Here is a 19039-nt window from a genome sequence, read left to right on the forward strand (position 1 = left end):
GCGATGCTGGTCCTGTGCGGCATCGCGGTGATCGTCGCCGGCTTCCTGCTCCGGTTCAATCCGCTGCTCGTCGTAGCGGTCTCCGCACTCGTTACCGGCCTCGCCGCCGGCATAGCACCCCTCGCGATCCTCGCCGCGTTCGGGAAGGCATTCAACGAGAACCGCTACGTCACGGTGATCTACATCGTTTTGCCGGTGATCGGGATGCTCGAACGCCACGGTCTCCAGGAACGGGCCCGGCTCGCGATCGGCAAGCTCCGCGGCGCCACGGTAGGGCGGCTGCTGATTGGCTACCTCCTGTTCCGTCAGCTCACCGCGGCACTCGGCCTGACCTCGATCGCCGGCCCCGCACAAAGCGTCCGCCCCCTGGTCGCCCCGATGGCCGAAGCCGCCGCCGAAGCGCAAGGCCTGCCACCCGGCGGCGATCGCATCCCCGCCATGGCCGCGGCAACCGACAATATCGGGCTCTTCTTCGGCGAGGATATCTTCATCGCGATCGGATCGATCCTGCTGATGAAGGGCGTGCTGGAGGGCTACGGCATTGTCATCCAGCCGCTCCACTTCTCGATGTGGGCGATCCCGACCGCGATCGCCGCATTCCTGATCCACGGCTTCCGCCTTTGGCTGCTCGACCGCCGACTGGCGCGAGCCCAATGATCGGCACCGGCTTCATCTACGGCGTCTCCGGCCTGATGTTTGCGGCCTTCTCGATCCTGAGCGCGACCGATCGCACCAACCCGAAACGCTTCGGCAACGCGGCGTTCTACGCGGTGCTGGCGATCAGCTTCCTGCTGGGTGGAAAGCTCGGTGATGTCGGCAACGGCGTTCTCGTCCTGGCGCTCGTCGCGATCGCCGGCTCGGGCGCGATGGGGCGGGGTGGGCGTGCCACTACCACACTCGACGAGCGCCGCGCCGAAGCCGCGCGGCTCGGTAACCGGATATTCCTCCCCGCACTGATCATCCCGGCCGCAGCACTCGGCGGAACGGTCCTGTTCCGCACAATCCCGAGCCTCGTCGACCCCAAGCAGGCAACCCTCGTCGCGCTGACCTGCGGCGTCCTGATCGCGCTGGTCGCGATGCACCTATGGTTCCGCCCCCGCATCGCCACGCCGCTCGCAGAGGGCGTGAGGCTGATGGACGCGATCGGCTGGGCGGCCGTGCTCCCCCAGATGCTGGCGAGCCTCGGCGCGGTGTTCGCGCTTGCCGGCGTCGGCGACGTCGTCGGTGGCTTAGCAGGCCATGCGATCCCGGAGGGCAGCCTGATCGGCGCGGTGCTCGCCTATACGCTCGGCATGGCGCTATTCACGATGGTCATGGGCAACGCGTTTGCGGCGTTCCCGGTGATGGCCGCGGCTATCGGCATCCCGCTGCTCGTCCGCCACTATGGCGGCGACCCGGCCGTAGTCGCGGCGATCGGCATGCTCAGCGGGTTCTGCGGCACGCTGATGACGCCGATGGCGGCGAACTTCAATCTTGTCCCCGCCGCCTTGCTCGACCTCAAGGATAAGAACGCCGTCATCCGCGCGCAGATACCGACCGCACTCCCGCTGCTCGCGGTCAATATCGGCTTGCTCTACTGGCTGGGCTTCCGCTGACCTGACGTCCGGATCTTCGTCCCGAGCATGACCAGCTTGCCATCGATGCCGAACCAGTGCGGCACGCCTGCCGGGATCAGGAACACGTCGCCGACCGCGAGCTTCCGCGTCGTGCCACCCTCGATCCGGTCGCCTTCGACCAGCCCCGGAAAACGCAGCTTTGGCGCGACCAGCGTCCCACCCGAGACGAGCGTTCCCGAACCCGCCATCACGGTCGCATATTCAGCCTCGTCCGGGTGCACAGCAGGTTTGCCCGGCGCCTTCCAATATTCGAGCGCGGCGCTCGTCCCGTCCGCCTGCACCAGCGGCGCCATGGCGAACCCCTGGCCCGGCTTCATCGTCTTCTCCAACGCAACGATCCGCGCCCGTACGTCGGCCGATCCGGCAAAGCTCGTCGGATCGCTGGCGGTCTGTGCGGGCAGGGAGGAGGTCGCGCCAATAGCTAGCACGACCGCAAGCAACGGCCGCATCACAGCTTCACCGTCCGGCCTTCGCGTACGGACCGATAGATCGCCTCGACGATCCGCATGTCGCGCAGGCCCTCTTCGCCCGAGACGATAGGCTCGCGCCCGTCGAGGATGCATTCCGCCAGATGATCGAGCTGCCCCGTGAACTGCGTCTTGCTGGGGCCGGGCGGGGGGCTGGTGATCGCGGTCTCGCGACCATCACGGCCGGTCCACATCTTGTTGCCGTCATAGCGCGTCGCCGGCTCCAGCTCGATGCGGCCCTTGTCGCCCATCAGCAGGATATGGTTCTGGTTGGCGCTATACATCGACTGGCATCCGGCGATCGCACCCGACGGAAACTCGAGCGTCCATTCGATCATATCCTCGACCTCGCGAAACCGCGGGTCGCGACGGTCGGTGGATTCACGCGCGGTGACCGCGATCGGCTCCTCGCCGGTCATGTAGCGCGCGGCCTGAAGACTGTAGATGCCCATGTCCATCAGCGACCCGCCGCCCGACAAGGCGCGCTTGAGGCGCCACTTGTTTGGGTCCCCCTGGACGAAACCATGCTCCGAACGGACGTAGCGGATCTTGCCCGCCGCGCCGGACTTGGCGAGCCGCATCGCTTCCAGGTTGAACGGCTCGAAATGGCAGCGATAGCCGATCATCAGCTTCTTGCCCGCGGTCTTGCACGCCCGGATCATCGCTTCGCATTCTGCGACCGAAATCGCCATCGGCTTCTCGCACATTACGTGCTTGCCGGCCTTTGCCGCGCGAATGGTGTATTCGGCGTGCATCGAGTTGGGCAGGCAGACATAGACGATGTCGACGTCGGGATTGTCGCGGATGCGGTCGAAATCGGCGTAGGTATAGATCGACCGCTCGGGCACGCCGTATTTGGCCGCGGTCGCGAGCGCCTTGGTCCGGTCGCCGCTGACCAACGCGGTCACGCGCGAATGCTCGCAATTGACGAACTGCGGCATGATCGTCTGCAACCCGTAATAGCCGAGTCCGACGATCGCATAGCCAAGCTTCCGGTCGGGCGCCGCACGCGCCACGCCGCTCGATGTGGCGGCCAGCGTTGCCGCGGCGACCAGGAGATCACGCCTGCCGAATTCCATCAGGGTTCCTTTCGAGAAACTGGAAGCATCTTTGCCGATCCGCGCGGAATGAGCCAGCCGCCATCGGCAAGCCAGTCCGCCAGTCGATCGGGCCAGTGCTGGATCGAGATGCGCTCCGACCGCGTGCCGAGATTGAACGCATGATCGGTGTCCGCGTAAAGGTGCAGCTCCGCCGAAACGCCCGCGTTGCGAAGCTGCGAATACAGGGTCATTGCCGACGTCGCGCAGCACTGGTCGAGCGAGCCCGCGATGAGGAACGCAGGCGGCGCGTTTACGACGGCCTTGGCCGGCGTGCCGAGCGGCCCCGGATAGACCAGCACCTGGAAGTCCGGCCGTGCACTCACGCGGTCGACCGAGTCCACCGGCGTCTGGGCCGGCGCGGGGTTGTCAGCGACGAGCGACACGAGTTCGCCGCCTGCCGAAAAGCCCATCACGCCGATCCGGGCAGGATCGATCGCATAGTCGCTCGCATGCGCGCGGACCCACCGGACCGCACGCCGCAGGTCGGCCGCCGCGTCGCGCTCGATATCGTACGATGAACCCGGATCACGCGCGAGGCGGTATTTCAGGACGAACGTCGTGACGCCGTAGCGGTTGAGCGCCTTAGCCGGCACCTCGCCTTCGTTGATTAAAACCAGCATGCGGTGACCGCCACCGGGCGCGATGATCACTGCGGCGCCGTTGGCATGGCTGGGGGCTGGACGGTGGATCGTCAGCGTCGGGTTGTGGACGTTGCTGACATAGCTGTCCTTCACCGTCTCTGCCTCGGTCCGGCGCGCTTCCGATCCAGGCGCGCCATTCGGCCAGAGCGCCACGACGGGGGCCTGTTGCGCCGCGACGGGCGCTGCAACCAGCATAAGGGCGAAAGCAACGCGTAGCGACATCAACGACCCTCGACCGCACTCCTGCGCGAGTACTGCCACCGAGTGTCGGCCATGTCGGCCGGCTTGGCTATTACGACCTTCGTCGTGCGTCTTCGGCCGTCTCGGCCGGGCCGGACATCTCGCGTCCGATCCACGCGAGCGCTTCGGCGCAAAGCCGATCGGGCGCATGTTCCGCATCGAGCGTGACGGCGCGCTCGTCGGGACCCAGTTCTTCCAGGGTATCGAGCTGACTCGCGAGCAGGCTGGCCGGCATGTAATGGTCCGCACGGTGGACCAGCCGTCGGGCGAGTTCACCGCTGTCCTTCGTATCGAGAAACACGAACAGCAACGGCATGCCGACGGCATCCGCCAGTCGATCGCGATAGGCGCGCTTCAACGCGGAACATGCTGCAACCGCGGTGCCGTCCATCAGGGCTGCATCATGCAACCCGGCGGCGATCCTATCGAGCCAGGGCCAGCGATCCTGATCGTCAAGCGGATGGCCAGACCGCATCTTCGCGACGCTGTCCGCACTGTGGAAATCATCGCCTTCGAGGAAATCGCAGCGCAGATGGCGCGCAAGTTCGGCACCCAGTGTCGACTTGCCGCTGCCGCTGACGCCCATCACGATGATGGCATAGGGTGGCGCGTCGGCCGGATTGGGGATCGTTTGGAAGGAAGGAGGCACTGGCTCTCCATAAGCTGCGCGCGGTCGGTTCGTCACCGTCTATCGTCCGTGCGCGCGGGATCGGCTACTACGACCTTGGTCGTGATCGCCTATGGTCGCATGCGCCACTACCTCCAGTGCAGACTGGCGGACATCGTTCGGTGCGTCCCACAACAATCTCGGGTGAGCCTGTGAAACTGACACTAGCGATCGCGCTTCTGGGGACGACCGTTCCAGCGTTTGCGGCACCCCGTTCGGCCTCTCCCTCTCGATCGGTATTTCTCACCGCACCGGCAGATCCACGCGCGGTGACGGTTCGCGGCCGTGGTGACGGCCGATCCGACGATACCGCCGCGATCCAGGCCGCGATCGACAGCGCGGCGAGCGCGAAAGGCGGCGAGGGCATCGTCTTCCTGCCCGCCGGCCGCTATCGTATCTCGCGAACCATCTTCGTCTGGCCCGGCGTGCGCGTGTTCGGCACGGGCAAGACGCGACCCGTCATCACGCTCGGCGCTGCGACCCCAGGGTTCCAGACCGGCGTGGCGAACATGCTGTTCTTCACCGGTTCGCGTGCCGACAGCCGCGCCGCACCGCCAAAGGTACCGGTGCCACCGCCGACCAGCGTACCGTTCGACGCCACCATCGCCGACGCCAATTCGGGGACATTCTACTCCGCACTCAGCAACGTCGATTTCGAGATCGGCGACGGCAATCCCGCGGCGACCGCGGTCCGGTTCCACTTGGCGCAGCACGCATATTTGAGCCATGTCGACTTCCACATCGGCTCCGGGTTGGCCGGTATCTATCAGGTCGGCAATGTCGGGCAGGACCTGCGCTTCTTCGGCGGGCGCTACGGCATCCTCAGCGAGAAGACCTCGCCCGCATGGCAGTACACCTTGCTGGATTCGTCGTTCGAGGGCCAGCGCGACGCCGCGATCCGTGAGCATGAGGCGGGGCTGACACTCGTCAACACAAGCATCCGCAACGTCCCCGTCGGGATCGAGATCGACCGTGGCTATGGCGACTGGCTATGGGGCCGCGACGTGCGGTTCGAGAACGTCTCGGACGCCGCCGTCGTCATCAGCAACGAGGATAATGTCTACACGCAGATCGGCTTCCAGGACGCCACTGCCAGCGCCGTGCCGATCTTCGCGCGGTTCCGTGACAGCGGGAAGACCGTGGCCGGGCAGGGCGCAAAATACCGGGTCAAGGCGTTTACCTACGGCCTGACGCTGCCGGGGCTCGGCGCGACCGGCAAGTACGAGACGCGCGTCGATGCCGCGACGATCCGGGCAATGCCCAAGCGGATACCGTCCGCGATCCGCTCGCTGCCGCCCGTCGCGCAGTGGTTCGACGTGCGAAGCGCGGGCGCGAAGGGCGACGACGCAACCGACGATACCGCAGCGATCCAGCGCGCGATCGATACGCACCGCGTGGTCTATTTCCCCACCGGCTTCTACCGCGTTTCCGCTACGCTGAAGCTGCGGTCCGACACGGTGCTGATCGGCCTGCATCCGGACATGACGCAGATCGTCCTGGCGGACGACACGCCAAGCTTCCGCGGCATCGGTGCCGCCAAGGGGCTGATCGAAAGCGCAAAGGGTGGCGCGGCGATCGTCTCCGGCATCGGCCTGACCACCGGCGGCATCAACCCGCGCGCGACGGCGTTGCTATGGAAGGCCGGCGCGGACTCGCTGGTCGACGACGTCCGCTTCCATGGTGGCCACGGCACCAGCCGTGCCGACGGCAGCCGGATCGATCCGTACAATGCCGACCACACCGGCGACGCCGATCCGCGCAAGCGCTGGGACGGGCAATATGCGAGCCTCTCGGTCACCGATGGCGGCGGCGGCACGTTCAACAATTTGTGGACCCCCAACACCTTCGCCGCCGCCGGGCTCCACGTCTCGAACACCAGCACGCCGGGCCATGTGTACGAGATGTCCGCCGAGCATCACGCGGGCGCGGAAATCGTCCTGGACGGCGTCAAGAACTGGGAGTTCCTCGCGCCGCAGACCGAGGAAGAGGCGGGCGAGAGCCGCAATGCGTTGTCGCTCGAGGTTCGCAATTCGAGCAACATCCTGTTCGCGAACTATCACGCGTACAGGGTCACACGGTCGCTCCAGCCGGCGCCATCGGCGGTGCGGATCTACAATTCCAACGATATCCGCTTCCGCAACGTGCATGTGAACGGCGAGAGCGGGCTGGCGTTCTGCGATGCGGAAGGCTGCGGCACCGACCTGCGCGCGAGCAAGTTCCCGTACGAGAACGCGGTCCAGGACATGACCAACGGAGCGGAGGTGCGCGAACGCGAGTTCGCGGTGCTGGACGTGAAGCGCGGCGCCATGCCGGTCGCGACGACCACTGGCCCGGCCGTCCGCAAGCTGGAAGACGGGTTCTACTCGATCGCCGGCGCGGCGGTGGATGCGAAGGGCAAGCTCTACTTCGTCGAGCATAATACGCACCGCATCTATGGCTGGACGGCGAGTGAGGGGCTGTCGGTCGCCGCCGATGCGCCCGTCGATCCGGTCAATCTCGCGGTCGATCGCTCGGGTAACCTCATGGTGCTGTCGTCCGATGGCGAGGCAGGAACGGTCTACAGCATCAAGCCCGGCGACCCCGATAGCATAGCCGTGATCCCACCCACGTCGGTCACCCCGCACCGCGATGCGAGCGTCGCACTACCCGGCAATTTCTGGGTGAATGGCGAGTTCAGGGATCAGATCGATCCGACGACCTACCAGTTCACGACGCTCGGCGAGATGTTCGCGCGCGACATGGCCCTGCCCAAGCCGCGCGAATATGTCTCGCCAGACGGCTCGCTGGTCCTACCCGCGTATCGCACCGTCCAGCAAGGGCCGCCCAACCATCTCGGCTGGCGCTTCTCGGACGCACTCGACACCTACGGCTTCGTGAACGCCAAGCTCGGCGAGCGCGTGTTCGTCAGCAACGGCTCCGAAGCCAAAACTTATAGCGGACTGGTCGGCGTGGGCGGCAGCATCACCGATCTGAAGCCGTTCGCCAACCGCGGCGGCGAGAGCGTCGCGGTCGGGCCGGACGGCCGTGTCTACCTCGCGAACGGCCAGGTGTTCGTCCACGACCTGGATGGACGCGAGTCCGGACGGATCGACGTCCCCGAGCGGCCGCTGCAACTGATCTTCGGCGGCACGAACGGGCGGACGCTGTTCATCCTAACGCACCACGCGCTCTACGCGGTCGAAACCTGAGTGGCGTTCGTTGCCTCGGCCGCACCGCTGACGCATGACACCCGCCGATAACTGCAAAGGAACGGGCATGACCGACTGGACCACGACACGACGGTCGGCCCTGACCGCGATGGCGGCAACGATCGCCTTCCCCGCGGTCGCGGCCGGCGGCGGCAAGCGGCGGGTACGGTTGATCGCAGGCACCTACGCACGCGAAGGCGGCAAGGGCGTATATCCGATCTCGTTCGATCCCGATCGCGACACATGGCAGGTCGGCACGCCGATATCGGGGATCGACGATGCCTCGTTTGGCGTCGGCGGCGGGCCGGGCGACGCGTATTACTTCGTCCGTGAGAAGGCCGCGGGCGAGATCGCTGCCTACGCACCCGACTGGTCGCACCGCAGCACCGCCTCCACCGCAGGCGCCGACCCCTGTTACGTCGCGATCGACCGCGCCAGTGCCTGCCTCGCGGTCGCCAATTATTCGAGTGGCAGCGTCGCGTTCCACCGCCTCGACGCGCGTACCGGTGTGCCAGGCAAGCCAGTCGTGTTCCGCCACACGGGGCATGGCCCGAACAAGGCCCGACAGGAGGCGCCGCATGCGCACTGGGTCGGCTTCAGCCCGGATCGCCGCTGGCTGCATTCGGTCGACCTGGGAACGGACACGATCTTCGCCTATCGCTTCGACCCGCGGGCGCGCTCACTGGCCGAGCCGGTCGCGGCATGGCGTGCGCCGCCGGGCGCGGGGCCGCGCCATCTCGTCCACCATCCCCGCCGCCCACTCGCCTACGTGGTGTGCGAACTGTCCAACACTGTCATCATGCTCGACGCCCGCGCAGACGGCAGTTTCGCGACCCGCCACACGGTCTCGACGCTGCCGAGCGGGTACGAGGGCGCGTCGCAGGCCGCGCATATCGCGATCGACCAGGCCGGGCGGCGGCTCTACGTCTCGAACCGTGGCCATGACAGCGTCGCCGTCTTCGCGCTGGACGCGTCAGGCCTGCCGAGCTTGCTCCAGCATGTCCCCAGCGGCGGCGAGTGGCCGCGCTTCCTTCTGGTCCTCGAAGCACAGCGCCGTGTCCTCGTCGGCAACGAGCGGTCCGGCACGCTGGAGATATTCCGGATCGAACCCGATGGCCGACTGACCGAAACCGGACAGACGCTGTCTGTGCCCGGCGTGGTCTTCGTCGGCCAGGTCTAGCACGCGTCCGCTAGTTCAGGGCACCCGCCGTTCGAGCAACGGTGTCGCCGCGACATAGCGGGCCTGCTCGACGAACGGTCCCGAACGCGTCTGCACGTCGACGATCTGGCGCGGAATGACGCCGCCTCCAGATGGCGCGGACGACCAGTTCGGCAACCCGGCGGCGTTCGGAGTACCGGTCTTGATGAACGCGGCAAAATACCCCTGGAACACCGTCGAGATCCGGCGATCGTCCGCCGTCCAAGCATAAGCCGGGTTCGTGTCGAGGTTGCCCAACGCGTATTCGATCTCCGCGCTGTGCACCGCCCCGATCGGCGGTACGTCGGGGTTGGTCAGCGGCGGCAGCGCGGCCGGACGGGGATGCGCGAAATGATAATAATAGGTTGGCTGCCGCGTCCGGCGGTGTAGGTCGAACCACTGCCACGTCGACGCGCCGAGAAACGCATCGCTTGCCAGGGCGGTCGCCGCAACGGGCACGTCGGCATCCGACTTCGCCGGGTACAAGGCGAGCAGCGCATCCGGATCGGTAAAGAGCTTCGCGACGCCCGCGCGGTAATTCGCCACCGTCGGCGGTTGCCCGGCAAGAATGCTCGTCCAGCTTCCCTCCTGCGAGTTCGCACCGACCAATAACGGCACGCGCGCCGCCCGCCCCGCCATGTAGGTATCGATCGGCGGCTCCGTCAGGAACTGGCCGTCGACGATGAAGTCCGCACGGAACCGCTGCGTACCCTGTGCAGCCAGCAAAGCTTCGGCCGGCATCGCGCGAAGGGTCTCGAGCGACGGCGCACCCGCAGCCACCGCGAACGCGTCACCGTTTTTTATCGCCACCGCGAGAGGCTTGGGGCGGAAGGTCGGCGGCAGCACACCACCGCTCTCGCCGATCGCCCCGGCGAACTGCGTGCGGGTCAGCGGCGAGGTCATCAGCACGCTGACCGACATAGAACCCGCGCTCTCCCCGCCGATCGTGATCCGCGCAGGGTCGCCCCCGAACGCGGCGGCGTTGCGCCGGACCCAGGCCAGCGCCGCAGCCTGATCGAGCAGGCCGTAATTCCCCGCGGAATGTGTCGACGATTCCGCCGCCAGCGCGCTGGTCGCGAGGAACCCGAACGCGCCCAGCCGGTAGTTGATCGTCACGACGACGATGCCCTTCCGCGCCATCGCCGCGCCGTCGTAGCGCAGTTCCGACCCGTCACCCGCGATCGCGCCGCCACCGTGAATGTAGAACAACACGGGCAGTCGCGCGCCCGGTTTCGCGCCCGCCGGCGTCCAGACGTTGAGCGTCAGGCAATCCTCGCTGATACCCGGCGAACGGAACTTCATGTCGGCGAACAGCGGCTGCTGCATGCAACGCGCACCGAAACGGTCTGCCTTGCGTACACCCGTCCATTGCGCGGCCGGCCGCGGCGGCTGCCACCGCAACGGGCCGATCGGTGCCGCCGCATAGGGGATGCCGAGATACGCATCGACCGGCGTCGCGGCGGTCGAGACGCGCATGCCCTCGATCGTGCCGGTCGCGACCTGCACGCGTTGCGCCATCGCCGGTGCGGCCAGCAAGCCGACCGCCATTCCCCAAGTCGCCAACCGCATATCGCCCTCCGCTATCGCTTTGGGACAATGGTCGCACCCTACCTGGCGTTTGCCAAGGCGGACGGTCGCTAAGCCTTCACATTGCTGGCAGCTTGCGCCTGCTCAGGCTGCCGTAAAGCTAGCCGCGATAGCCGGCAGATCGAGCTCGACTTCGGAGACCACGCGGATCGTTCCGCCGAGCCGCCGATACTGCTCCGCGCGACGATATGCGCCGCTGTTGCGCACCGAATAGCTGAACGGAGCACGCCCGGTGATGACCAGCATCGTCGTCGTGTTGCCGACCGCCGACACGATCCGCCCGCCAAGCGCGGCAATCGCGCACGCAAGCCTCCCATCGCGAGGTTCACCAAGGATCGCGATACGTTCGCCGCTGAGCGGTCCGTTGGGCGCAGGGCGCGGCGCAGGGCCGGGCTTGCGCGGCGGTTTCAGCCATTCGTCGAGCGCGATGCCGGTATGGTCGATCGCCTTGACGATCACCCAGCCGGCGGCGCGCGCGTCGCTCAGCGCGTCGTGATGCTTGTGCGCGATCCCGAGATATTGCGCGAGGCCGCCCAGCCGGTGGTTCGCGAGATCGGGCCAGGCGCGCTGCGCAACGCGGACGCTGTCGAGCCAGACCGTCTCGATCGGGGGACGGTCATGGATACGGCACGCCGCGGCGAGTGCGCCCTTGTCGAAATAGGAGTGCGCCACCGTCGTCCGGCCCGACAAATGACCATCGACGATGCCGTGGATGTCGCCAAAGCACGGCTTGCCCGTGACGTGCTGTTCGGTGATCCCGTGGATCCGGATGTTGAACACGTTGAACTCGTCGCGCGGATCGACCAGCGTTTCGTATTCGAAGATCTCGCGGCCGTCGCGAAACCCGACGATACCGACCTGGCAGATGCTGCTGACGCGCGAGCATGCCGTCTCGACGTCGATGACGACGAAATCCGGTGTGAGCATATCGGCGACGTCGGTCTGGCTGGCGGGCGCTGGGTCGAGCATTGCACGTCCATATGTGGCGCCGGGTGCCGTAAGCAACCATTGCCGCCGGAACGTTCGCTGGCGCCTGCCTTACTTCGCCTTCTGCGCCAGGTCGGGATAGCGATCGAGGATCGCGCTGGTCACGCCGTTGGTCCAGCCGAAGCCGTCCTGCACTGGATATTCGCCGCCACCACCCGGCGTACGCTGCTCGATATTGTATTTTTCCAGCATCTTGCCCGTTTCGGCATAGGCCGCGCCGACCGTCCCGAGCCATCGCTTGGCGATGTCCTTCGCGAGCGCCGGTTCGCCGTTCCGCTCCAGCCCGGCGATCGCCACCCATTGCAGCGGCGCCCAACCATTGGGTTCGTCCCATTGCTGCCCCGTGTTCAGCGTCGTCGTCCGCAAGCCGCCCTCCGCCACCAGCGATTTGCGTACCGTCGCCGCGACCGCTTTCGCTTGCGCTTGCGAGGCGAGACCGACGAACAGTGGGTGCAGCATCGCCGCGTTGATGCTCGCGGTGGGCTTGCGCGTCGACAGGTCCCAATCGGCATAACGGGCGGTCGTCGCCTGCCAGAGATAGCGGTCGATCGCCGTTTTGCGCTTGGCCGCCAACGTCGTGAACGCAGCCGCGCAGGGTGTGTCGTCGGCCACACGACAGCCGTCTGCGATGCGGCGTTCCATCGCCCATAAAAGACTGTTGAGATCGACGGGCACGATGTCGGTGGTGTGGACCGTTGCGAGCGACTTCGGATCGCGGAGCCAGCGCGAACTGAAGTCCCACCCGCTCTCCGCCCCCGCACGCAGATTGCGCTGCGTGTCGGCCGCGGGGCGGGGTGCTGCCTTCGCCGCAGTCTCGACGTCCTCGGCATAGGATTCGTCACGCGGCGTATCGCGGTCGTCGTAATAGCGGTTGAGCACGCTGCCATCGGGCATCCGCACTACGCGGAGGCAGGCAGGCTTCCCGGTCAGGCACGCAGTGCCCTTCATCCAGAACGCGTGCTCGACCCGCAGCGCCGCCAGCCGCCGCTTGACGATCACGGGGTCGGTGTTGGTCGAAAGGTCGAGCATCAGCGCATAATAAGGCGGCTGCGACCGGCTGAGATAATAGGTCCGCGTCCCGTTCGGGATATGCCCATAGCGCTCGATCAAGCTGGTGAAATCCTCGAGCATCGACTCTACCAGCGGCTGCTGGCCATCGACCTTCAGCCCGAGCATCGTGAAATAGCTGTCCCAGTAATAGATCTCGCGAAAACGTCCGCCCGGCACGACATAGCGGGCAGGGAGCGGCAACGCGGAGCTGCCCGCTATCGGCTCTACCGGCTGGCGCACGAGCTGTGGCCAGAGTGTGCGCACGTGCGTCCTGAGATCACCCGAGCCGCGATCATTCTCGCCAGGCACCACGAAATTGGCGAGCACGAATGCCTTGAGGGCGGGGCCGGCTGGTTTGGTCCGCACATAGTCGGCCATGATCGCCTCCGCCGACCGCTTCGGCACCGCGTCGACGAACGTCTTCCCATCCGCGAACACATGGCCTTGCTGAACGGCCTCGAACAACGCGCCATAGAGGTCGGCTGGCGATCGAACTGACGAAGACGAGATCTGCTGCGCCGGAGCCATCGTCGCGATCGAGGCCAGCGCGGCGAAACGACAAAAGGTTCTGATCACGTACGAATTTCCCGATCCGGTGGGCGACTCGAACGCAATGGAAGGATCGCCTGCACGAGGCAAGTGTCACGCGCCCCGTCCATTCCGGTTGGCGCAGGGCTTTGCACCACTCGTCGCTGGCAGCGCACATCATCAGCAGGCTATGACGCACTGCATTCTCCAAGGCAGCCGACCCGAACCCATGAAAAACCTTCCCTCCCGTTTCCGTCGCCTCGACGGCGCGCTCGCCGATCTTCCGCTCGAGGAGCCGATGCTGCTCACCGAACTCGACGGCTTCCTGACAGGCTTGGTGGTAGGCCCCGACACGATCCCGCAGAGCGAGTGGCTCCAGATCATCTGGGGCTCGGACGACAGCGTCGACCCGCCGTTCGACGATCCCGCCGACGTCCAGTGGTTCGTCGATGCAGTGATGGCACGCTACGCCGAGATCGTTCGCGACCTGACACGCGGCAAGCCTCAGCCGATCTTCGACACCGACGACCGCAATGGCGACGTCCTCTGGGAAGCCTGGATCGATGGTTTCGGCGAAGCGGTGGCGCTCAGGCCGGAAAGTTGGACGGCATTGGGTGAAGGAAGCGATCCTGATACCGCCGACGCCATGGCGCAGATCATGGCGCTGATCGCGATCGTCGCCAACGAGACCGAACTCGACAGCGTCGAGGTCAACGCCCTCGACGCGCACGCCCCCGCGCAGATCGTCGCTGCCGTCCTGAAACTCCGTGCAGCGCATTCCCGAAGCGCGGGTGCATCATCAAGCGCACCGGTGGTTACCACGCCGACGAAGATCGGCCGAAATGATCCATGCCCATGCGGTTCGGGAAAGAAATCCAAACGCTGCTGCGGATAGAAGTGCCGGCCGTCCGTCCGGCACCTCGAAGCGGCAGCGGACTACTGCGGAAAAGCTGGTGCCCCCGGCGAGATTTGAACACGCGGCCTACGGTTTAGGAAACCCCGCGAGGGCTTCTGAAAAAGCGTCAAGAAAGTGAGGATTTGTGCGGGTTACAGCCTAGTCGGCTGTGCCCGACCGTCGCTTCTGTGCCCCTTTTTGTGCCACCCCCGTTCGCGCTGCCTGTGCCTCCTCCGGGGTGAGATAGTCGAGGTAGACCTCTGTGGTCGTGATCGTCGTGTGCCCGAGGATCCGCTGCAGATCATAGATCCCGCCCTTGCCAGTCCTGAGATAATCGACGGCGAACAGATGGCGCAGGTCATGAAAGCGGAAACGACGGTAGGGCACATCGGCCTTTGCGGCTCGAGCTGCTGCGCGCTCCGTGTAGTCGCCGAAGTTCGACGAGACGTTGCGGTAGCGGCAAGCGATCGGCTTACCATTGGCATCCTCGTCCATGTGCCAGAACACGAAGGGGCATTTGAGGAACCGTGGTTGCCGGCCGATGATTTCGACCGCTACAGACGAGAGCGGAATCGACCGCAGCTTGCGCCGCTTCCCTATGAAGGTGATGGTCTGTGACTTCAGATCGACCGAGCTATGTGCGAGGCCGGCAATCTCCTCCTGCCGCATACCGGTTTCGCGCGCGAGCAGGATCATGTCGCCGAACCGCGTGGCTTCGCGGCCAAGCGTGAAGGCGATGTCATCGTCGGTTGGCAAGAGGATAGGATCGCGGCGCTCGGGTACGCGCTTGCGGTTGAACGCCTGGGCGGTGTTTTCCTCGACCCAGCCTTCGTCGACGCAATGTGCCAGGACGCTGGCGATCGCAGTCAAGTCGCGTCGGATGGTCGCGTTCGTCACGCCCTGGCGCTGTCGACCTTTCACCAGGTCCCGCAGGGTCGCGCCATCGATCTCTTGGACGGTTTTGTTGTCTAGCCAGGTGCGGATCTGGCCGAGGCTCGAGATATACCGGGTACACGTCGAGTCGGATATTGAACGCGCAATATGCTCGTTCCACGAGACGACGGCATCCTGCCAACTTACCGGACCGGTGGCACCGAACAGCGCCTGGTCCTCAATTGACTGGCGAAGTGCCTTCAGACGTTTTTCCGCGACCGTTTTAGAACGCGTTCGTAAGCTGTGCCGGTATTCGATGCCCCGGACCTTGAAACGCGCCCAGTAGATTTCGCTGCGAGTGTAGAGATTGGACATGCTGCTGCTCGGTTAACGCGGGTCGACCAGCGCCGGAGATCCGCAACAACGAACATCCAGCGACCGGACGGCTTTGATGCGCCGGGAATCGCTCCGCGTGATGCTAGATCCTGAATGGTCCTGTAGGAAAGGCCGGTGATCGCGCGAGCGTCGGCGATACCGCATCTGGTTAGGGGTGGCGGTTCCATTACGCCGCCTCCTTCAAACGCTGCTCTGCGAACAATTCCGCTATGCGATCTCGCACCTGCGCTGCCGTGGCGTACTCGCTATAGACCTGGTGCATGGCGAGTATGCGCGACATGTCGGCGGATGGCGATGCGTTCGCCGCGATCGACGACGCCGAGCTGCACTGGCTCGCATACTAATGGGCGCGAAGATCAGATTGAGGCTCGCGCCTGCGGATCCGCGTCAGGCATTGCGCCAGGCGGTAGAGCAGCGAGGCGAGAGCCTCGCGGCGTTGTCGCGTATGATCGACCGATCGCCGGGCTACCTATCCCGGTTCATCAACGCTGGCCGCCCGGCCGCGTTGACCGAACGCGATCATGACCTGCTCGGGGCCTACTTCGGTGCGGGGCCGCTCGATCTAGGCATCCGCGATCTCTGGACGAGAGACTAGCGGCGGTCGACCTGGGGCGTGGGCGAGAGGCGCGCGCGCCCTCCGTCCGATCGTCGATCGACCTCCCGAGGCCCGAGCCCGCTGGCCGGAGGCCCCATCGCCTGCCAACCCCATAAACGGCGCAAGAACCCCCGCCTCGCCCGAGAGCTTTTTAGGTGGCTTTGGATGCAGTCTGCGGATCTGCTGCACACCCTCACAAAACCTAGCCTTCAGGGGCTGTTTCAAGCGAATTGGCTGGATGCAGTTTGCTGCAGCCAACACTGATTTTAGACCTACCCGTTGAAGGGCCAAATTTGCCAGAAATGTAGGAGGGCGGCTATTGCGCTGAGAGCGGGGATGGTGATCCGGCTGAAGTCGATCAGCCTTTCGGCGAGCTGATATCCCCGCCGCTGTGACGGGACCTGATGTTGTAAAACAGCAAAGGCCCGCTCGGATTCCTCAAGAGTAGATTGAGCCATCCGGACGTTACTGTCGTGCTCAGGCAAAAGCTCTTTGGCCCGGTCTTCCCGCAGTTTGTGCAAATTCTGGGAGCTAACCGCGCGCATGGCGTTTAATCTCGCGATATCATATCGAAGCTTTTGTATCTGATCCTCAGAAAATTTAATGACGTCTGAGGATGCAATCGCATCCTCAGCAGACTCTATTTGCGACTCTACACCCGTCAGGGAACTGGTTAGTTCCCGCTCGCGGCTTTCGAATGCAGACCGATTATCGATATTGAATTGAGCAATAGCTGCATTGAGTTGAAGGCGGTTATCTTTGACACGCTCAGTAGCAGAGGCTAATTCATCCGCTCGACGAAATATGAAACGATCGTTCAGCACAATATCATACGTTGAAATTAGCTGACCGACTAGAAATATGTATTGTAACAGAAGGTAAGTAACGGCGTAGGCCATTGCAGGGGCTACCAAACTCGTAGGCAGCTTTATAACTTTTACTAACGCGGTGGTGGAACTGGCGTCATAAAAGCCCATTGAAATAATAAGCGACGCGGCTGAAGATAAATATAACCATTTCCGCGTCTTCATCACGCGGGCGTATGAACCATCCGCCGCTGTGTGCTCGTCGTCACCAAAAATTATCTGAAGCATCATCCCTCCCTAGGTGCACCAGTTTATTTGCGACCACGTAGCACGCTTTCCACCTCGCCTCGCCCGCGCACTTTCCGTGGGGTAAAAGGTGCACTTTTAGATTCGTAGAAAACCGCCCTACGTCCTAGGACAGATAGCGATCAGAAGCGGATTTATGGGGGTGGTTTTCGGTGCGCCCAGAGTCTGAATTTTTCCGGGATCCTGTGATCCTCGATCCGCCGCTCTGTATCAGCTGATAAAGCTAGCTACGCAGAGCCCGTTGCTCGGCACTGGCGATCAACTTTTTTCGAGCTGACATTAAATTCAGTGAGTCTTGCCAGAGCTTCTGTCCTGAATCGATCGTGCCCAAACCGTCCACGGTGTCGCGCAGTTCGGCAAGGCCAGCGATATACGGTTTTGCTTCACCAGGGGGGAGAAGATGCTCAATCGCCTGCGCATCTGAAATGTTTCTGGTGATCGCCGTGCGCATTTCTCGCTGTCCAGCCTTGATGCCGGATCCATCGACCAGAGCATCGCTCATCGTACTCAGTGACTGATCGAACGCTGCGCCGCTCGCGCGGAATTGCTGAAGGTCGGATAAGCTTTGCTGCTGAACGACGAGTTCGTGGTTTGCCTTCTGGTTATAGAAATACGCCGTGTATGCCGCCACGCCCGAGGTCAACGCCATCGGAATGAACCAAGCAATAGCGCCTGCTACGACCGCCGCGGCTCGAGCCCTAAGACCGATTGGAAGGGGAGCCGTTGCCACGTTCGCTATTTAACCTTTTTGCGGGCAGATTTCAAATGAGCTGTTGATCGCAGTGTGGCGCCGGTGCTCACCTTCTTGCCTAAGCGGCAACTGGCGTCCCACCTTCCGTGGCCGTATCCTTTTGCAATTTCCTGCATATCGGTCGGTATAACAACCGCGCATTTGTCGATCGCCCCGGCTACAGGCTTTGCCGACACGGTCGCATTTTTGAGGTGGGACAGTGGCTTTCCCTCGACCGCGAGGGGATAGATAGCGAGTGCCGAAAACGCGAGAGGGCCGACGGTCCGAAGAACCGCCGTCCAAGGCGAGTTACGTATCAGTTCTAGCTCGACGTCGGCTTCGTCAATGCCGAGCTCAAATATTCCATCGCCCTTGTTGAGCGGGCTATTCGTGATCCCCGCCTCGTGGATGATGGCCAACGAATTGAACCAGATGCCGATTGTCGCCTGGTCCGTGGTCGTAAACTTTTCCTTCTCCGACGGGAACGACGCGACGTAAATATCGTCGTAAGTAAAGCTCCCGTAGGCCGCAAGGTAGACTTCCTCGCGACTCAAGGCCTCTATTAAATGAAATGCAGTAGGCGCATGCAGGCTTTTATTTAGCGTATTGCTAAACCGGCGACGTGTAACCGTCCTCTTCCACGTTATCTCTCTACCCCAAGTGTCGTAATGGTTTTCCCCATCTTCAACAGTGACCTTTTTAATCACTCCGGGGGCAGTAGAAAATTCACCAATTGCAACCTCTCCATCAAGGCCCTTGCCCAAGGGAACGACAATGAGGTCGCCTTCCTTTGCGACCATCAACAAGTTGCGGAGAAATCGCAGGCGCTTGGTGTCTTGTGAAACTGGACGTTTCTTAATCTTCGAACCTGACGATTGCAGAACACGATCTGCGGTTATAATCCGCCGAAGATCATCGGCAGACCATTCCGCAGGATCTCCGGACAGTTCGTCGAGTCCGCGAATGTCAAGGAATGCGGTCTTTCGCTCCACGATTTCCTTATTAAGCCGATATGTTCGTCCGGGGAAAAGTTTGAACACGCGGTGATCATCAGGAAGAACGTATGCATCCAGTTTAATTTCTAGGTCGGACATGTTTTCCCCGGTAGATCGATCTAGTAGCACTACCTAAGGCCTTAACACCCTAGATTAATTAAGATCATCGTTAAT

Annotated in this window: 18 protein-coding genes; 6 read left to right on the plus strand and 12 right to left on the minus strand. The window is 63.8% G+C overall.

Annotation, left to right across the window (positions count from 1 at the left end):
• The first annotated feature begins 3 nt into the window (after window positions 1-3).
• Window positions 4-657 (plus strand): DUF969 domain-containing protein, encoded by a 654-nt coding sequence (locus tag C8J39_RS07515; RefSeq protein WP_120299934.1) that lies wholly within the window; start codon window positions 4-6, stop codon window positions 655-657.
• The gene (locus tag C8J39_RS07520) at window positions 654-1595 is read left to right on the plus strand and encodes a DUF979 domain-containing protein (RefSeq protein ID WP_120299935.1); all 942 of its coding nucleotides are present in this window, start codon (window positions 654-656) and stop codon (window positions 1593-1595) included. The genes C8J39_RS07515 and C8J39_RS07520 overlap by 4 nt, the downstream gene beginning before the upstream one ends.
• Here C8J39_RS07520 and C8J39_RS07525 read toward each other — a convergent pair.
• The 4 genes from C8J39_RS07525 to C8J39_RS07540 all read right to left on the minus strand — a co-directional run bounded on the left by C8J39_RS07525 (window position 1574) and on the right by C8J39_RS07540 (window position 4713).
• A complete protein-coding gene (locus C8J39_RS07525) occupies window positions 1574-2065 on the minus strand; it encodes a cupin domain-containing protein (protein ID WP_120299936.1) in 492 nt (163 codons plus the stop codon). The genes C8J39_RS07520 and C8J39_RS07525 overlap by 22 nt on opposite strands.
• Window positions 2065-3162 carry a Gfo/Idh/MocA family protein gene (locus C8J39_RS07530; protein ID WP_120299937.1) on the minus strand — a complete coding sequence of 366 codons (1098 nt, stop codon included), beginning with the start codon at window positions 3160-3162 and terminating at the stop codon, window positions 2065-2067. The genes C8J39_RS07525 and C8J39_RS07530 overlap by 1 nt, the downstream gene beginning before the upstream one ends.
• Window positions 3162-4019: an alpha/beta hydrolase gene (locus tag C8J39_RS07535; protein WP_259457514.1), complete on the minus strand. Its 858-nt coding sequence runs from the start codon at window positions 4017-4019 to the stop codon at window positions 3162-3164. Before C8J39_RS07535 ends, C8J39_RS07530 begins: the two co-directional genes overlap by 1 nt.
• A gap of 97 nt (window positions 4020-4116) precedes the next feature.
• On the minus strand, window positions 4117-4713 hold the full coding sequence (locus C8J39_RS07540; RefSeq protein ID WP_404969321.1) for a gluconokinase: 597 nt from the start codon (window positions 4711-4713) through the stop codon (window positions 4117-4119).
• 170 nt (window positions 4714-4883) lie between these two features.
• On the opposite strand from C8J39_RS07540, the gene C8J39_RS07545 reads away from it, so the two are divergent.
• A complete protein-coding gene (locus C8J39_RS07545) occupies window positions 4884-7919 on the plus strand; it encodes a glycosyl hydrolase family 28-related protein (protein ID WP_120299940.1) in 3036 nt (1011 codons plus the stop codon).
• Between the two features lie 67 nt (window positions 7920-7986).
• Window positions 7987-9099, plus strand: a complete 1113-nt coding sequence (locus tag C8J39_RS07550; protein WP_165895161.1) for a lactonase family protein — start codon at window positions 7987-7989, stop codon at window positions 9097-9099.
• Window positions 9100-9114: 15 nt separating this feature from the next.
• On the opposite strand, the gene C8J39_RS07555 is transcribed toward C8J39_RS07550, so the two are convergent.
• The 3 genes from C8J39_RS07555 to treF all read right to left on the minus strand — a co-directional run bounded on the left by C8J39_RS07555 (window position 9115) and on the right by treF (window position 13317).
• Window positions 9115-10686: a carboxylesterase/lipase family protein gene (locus C8J39_RS07555; protein WP_120299942.1), complete on the minus strand. Its 1572-nt coding sequence runs from the start codon at window positions 10684-10686 to the stop codon at window positions 9115-9117.
• Between the two features lie 102 nt (window positions 10687-10788).
• Window positions 10789-11673: an exonuclease domain-containing protein gene (locus tag C8J39_RS07560; protein ID WP_243649771.1), complete on the minus strand. Its 885-nt coding sequence runs from the start codon at window positions 11671-11673 to the stop codon at window positions 10789-10791.
• 69 nt (window positions 11674-11742) lie between these two features.
• Window positions 11743-13317 carry an alpha,alpha-trehalase TreF gene (gene treF / locus C8J39_RS07565; protein ID WP_310793807.1) on the minus strand — a complete coding sequence of 525 codons (1575 nt, stop codon included), beginning with the start codon at window positions 13315-13317 and terminating at the stop codon, window positions 11743-11745.
• A 181-nt stretch (window positions 13318-13498) separates the two neighbouring features.
• Between treF and C8J39_RS07570 the strand changes: the two genes are divergently transcribed.
• Complete coding sequence (locus C8J39_RS07570) at window positions 13499-14164, plus strand: UPF0149 family protein (protein WP_120299943.1); 666 nt, start codon at window positions 13499-13501, stop codon at window positions 14162-14164.
• Between the two features lie 159 nt (window positions 14165-14323).
• On the opposite strand, the gene C8J39_RS07575 is transcribed toward C8J39_RS07570, so the two are convergent.
• Window positions 14324-15412 carry a tyrosine-type recombinase/integrase gene (locus C8J39_RS07575; protein WP_120299944.1) on the minus strand — a complete coding sequence of 363 codons (1089 nt, stop codon included), beginning with the start codon at window positions 15410-15412 and terminating at the stop codon, window positions 14324-14326.
• On the minus strand, window positions 15298-15600 hold the full coding sequence (locus C8J39_RS19290; protein ID WP_120299945.1) for a helix-turn-helix domain-containing protein: 303 nt from the start codon (window positions 15598-15600) through the stop codon (window positions 15298-15300). Before C8J39_RS19290 ends, C8J39_RS07575 begins: the two co-directional genes overlap by 115 nt.
• A gap of 176 nt (window positions 15601-15776) precedes the next feature.
• Between C8J39_RS19290 and C8J39_RS07585 the strand changes: the two genes are divergently transcribed.
• Complete coding sequence (locus tag C8J39_RS07585; RefSeq protein ID WP_120299946.1) at window positions 15777-16028, plus strand: hypothetical protein; 252 nt, start codon at window positions 15777-15779, stop codon at window positions 16026-16028.
• Window positions 16029-16300: 272 nt separating this feature from the next.
• Here the strand turns inward: C8J39_RS07585 and C8J39_RS07590 are convergent, their stop codons facing one another.
• The 3 genes from C8J39_RS07590 to C8J39_RS18485 all read right to left on the minus strand — a co-directional run bounded on the left by C8J39_RS07590 (window position 16301) and on the right by C8J39_RS18485 (window position 18964).
• Complete coding sequence (locus C8J39_RS07590; RefSeq protein ID WP_147420655.1) at window positions 16301-17122, minus strand: hypothetical protein; 822 nt, start codon at window positions 17120-17122, stop codon at window positions 16301-16303.
• A 241-nt stretch (window positions 17123-17363) separates the two neighbouring features.
• Window positions 17364-17789: a hypothetical protein gene (locus C8J39_RS07595; protein ID WP_120299948.1), complete on the minus strand. Its 426-nt coding sequence runs from the start codon at window positions 17787-17789 to the stop codon at window positions 17364-17366.
• Between the two features lie 86 nt (window positions 17790-17875).
• The gene (locus C8J39_RS18485; RefSeq protein ID WP_147420656.1) at window positions 17876-18964 is read right to left on the minus strand and encodes a hypothetical protein; all 1089 of its coding nucleotides are present in this window, start codon (window positions 18962-18964) and stop codon (window positions 17876-17878) included.
• Between the last annotated feature and the right edge of the window lie 75 nt (window positions 18965-19039).

Source organism: Sphingomonas sp. PP-CC-1A-547 (assembly GCF_003610375.1).
Lineage (GTDB): Bacteria > Pseudomonadota > Alphaproteobacteria > Sphingomonadales > Sphingomonadaceae > Sphingomonas.

Excerpts from the sequence above, each read along its gene's own strand:
- C8J39_RS07550 (WP_165895161.1), top strand. The coding sequence starts at position 7,987 with ATGACCGACTGGACCACGACACGACGGTCGGCCCTGACCGCGATGGCG.
- C8J39_RS07515 (WP_120299934.1), top strand. The coding sequence starts at position 4 with ATGCTGGTCCTGTGCGGCATCGCGGTGATCGTCGCCGGCTTCCTGCTC.
- C8J39_RS07555 (WP_120299942.1), bottom strand. The coding sequence starts at position 10,686 with ATGCGGTTGGCGACTTGGGGAATGGCGGTCGGCTTGCTGGCCGCACCG.
- C8J39_RS07530 (WP_120299937.1), bottom strand. The coding sequence starts at position 3,162 with ATGGAATTCGGCAGGCGTGATCTCCTGGTCGCCGCGGCAACGCTGGCC.
- C8J39_RS18485 (WP_147420656.1), bottom strand. The coding sequence starts at position 18,964 with ATGTCCGACCTAGAAATTAAACTGGATGCATACGTTCTTCCTGATGAT.
- C8J39_RS07575 (WP_120299944.1), bottom strand. The coding sequence starts at position 15,412 with ATGTCCAATCTCTACACTCGCAGCGAAATCTACTGGGCGCGTTTCAAG.
- C8J39_RS07535 (WP_259457514.1), bottom strand. The coding sequence starts at position 4,019 with ATGCTGGTTGCAGCGCCCGTCGCGGCGCAACAGGCCCCCGTCGTGGCG.
- C8J39_RS07570 (WP_120299943.1), top strand. The coding sequence starts at position 13,499 with ATGAAAAACCTTCCCTCCCGTTTCCGTCGCCTCGACGGCGCGCTCGCC.
- C8J39_RS07520 (WP_120299935.1), top strand. The coding sequence starts at position 654 with ATGATCGGCACCGGCTTCATCTACGGCGTCTCCGGCCTGATGTTTGCG.
- C8J39_RS07560 (WP_243649771.1), bottom strand. The coding sequence starts at position 11,673 with ATGCTCGACCCAGCGCCCGCCAGCCAGACCGACGTCGCCGATATGCTC.
- C8J39_RS07585 (WP_120299946.1), top strand. The coding sequence starts at position 15,777 with ATGGGCGCGAAGATCAGATTGAGGCTCGCGCCTGCGGATCCGCGTCAG.
- C8J39_RS07590 (WP_147420655.1), bottom strand. The coding sequence starts at position 17,122 with ATGCTTCAGATAATTTTTGGTGACGACGAGCACACAGCGGCGGATGGT.
- C8J39_RS07525 (WP_120299936.1), bottom strand. The coding sequence starts at position 2,065 with ATGCGGCCGTTGCTTGCGGTCGTGCTAGCTATTGGCGCGACCTCCTCC.
- C8J39_RS07595 (WP_120299948.1), bottom strand. The coding sequence starts at position 17,789 with ATGGCGTTGACCTCGGGCGTGGCGGCATACACGGCGTATTTCTATAAC.
- C8J39_RS19290 (WP_120299945.1), bottom strand. The coding sequence starts at position 15,600 with ATGGAACCGCCACCCCTAACCAGATGCGGTATCGCCGACGCTCGCGCG.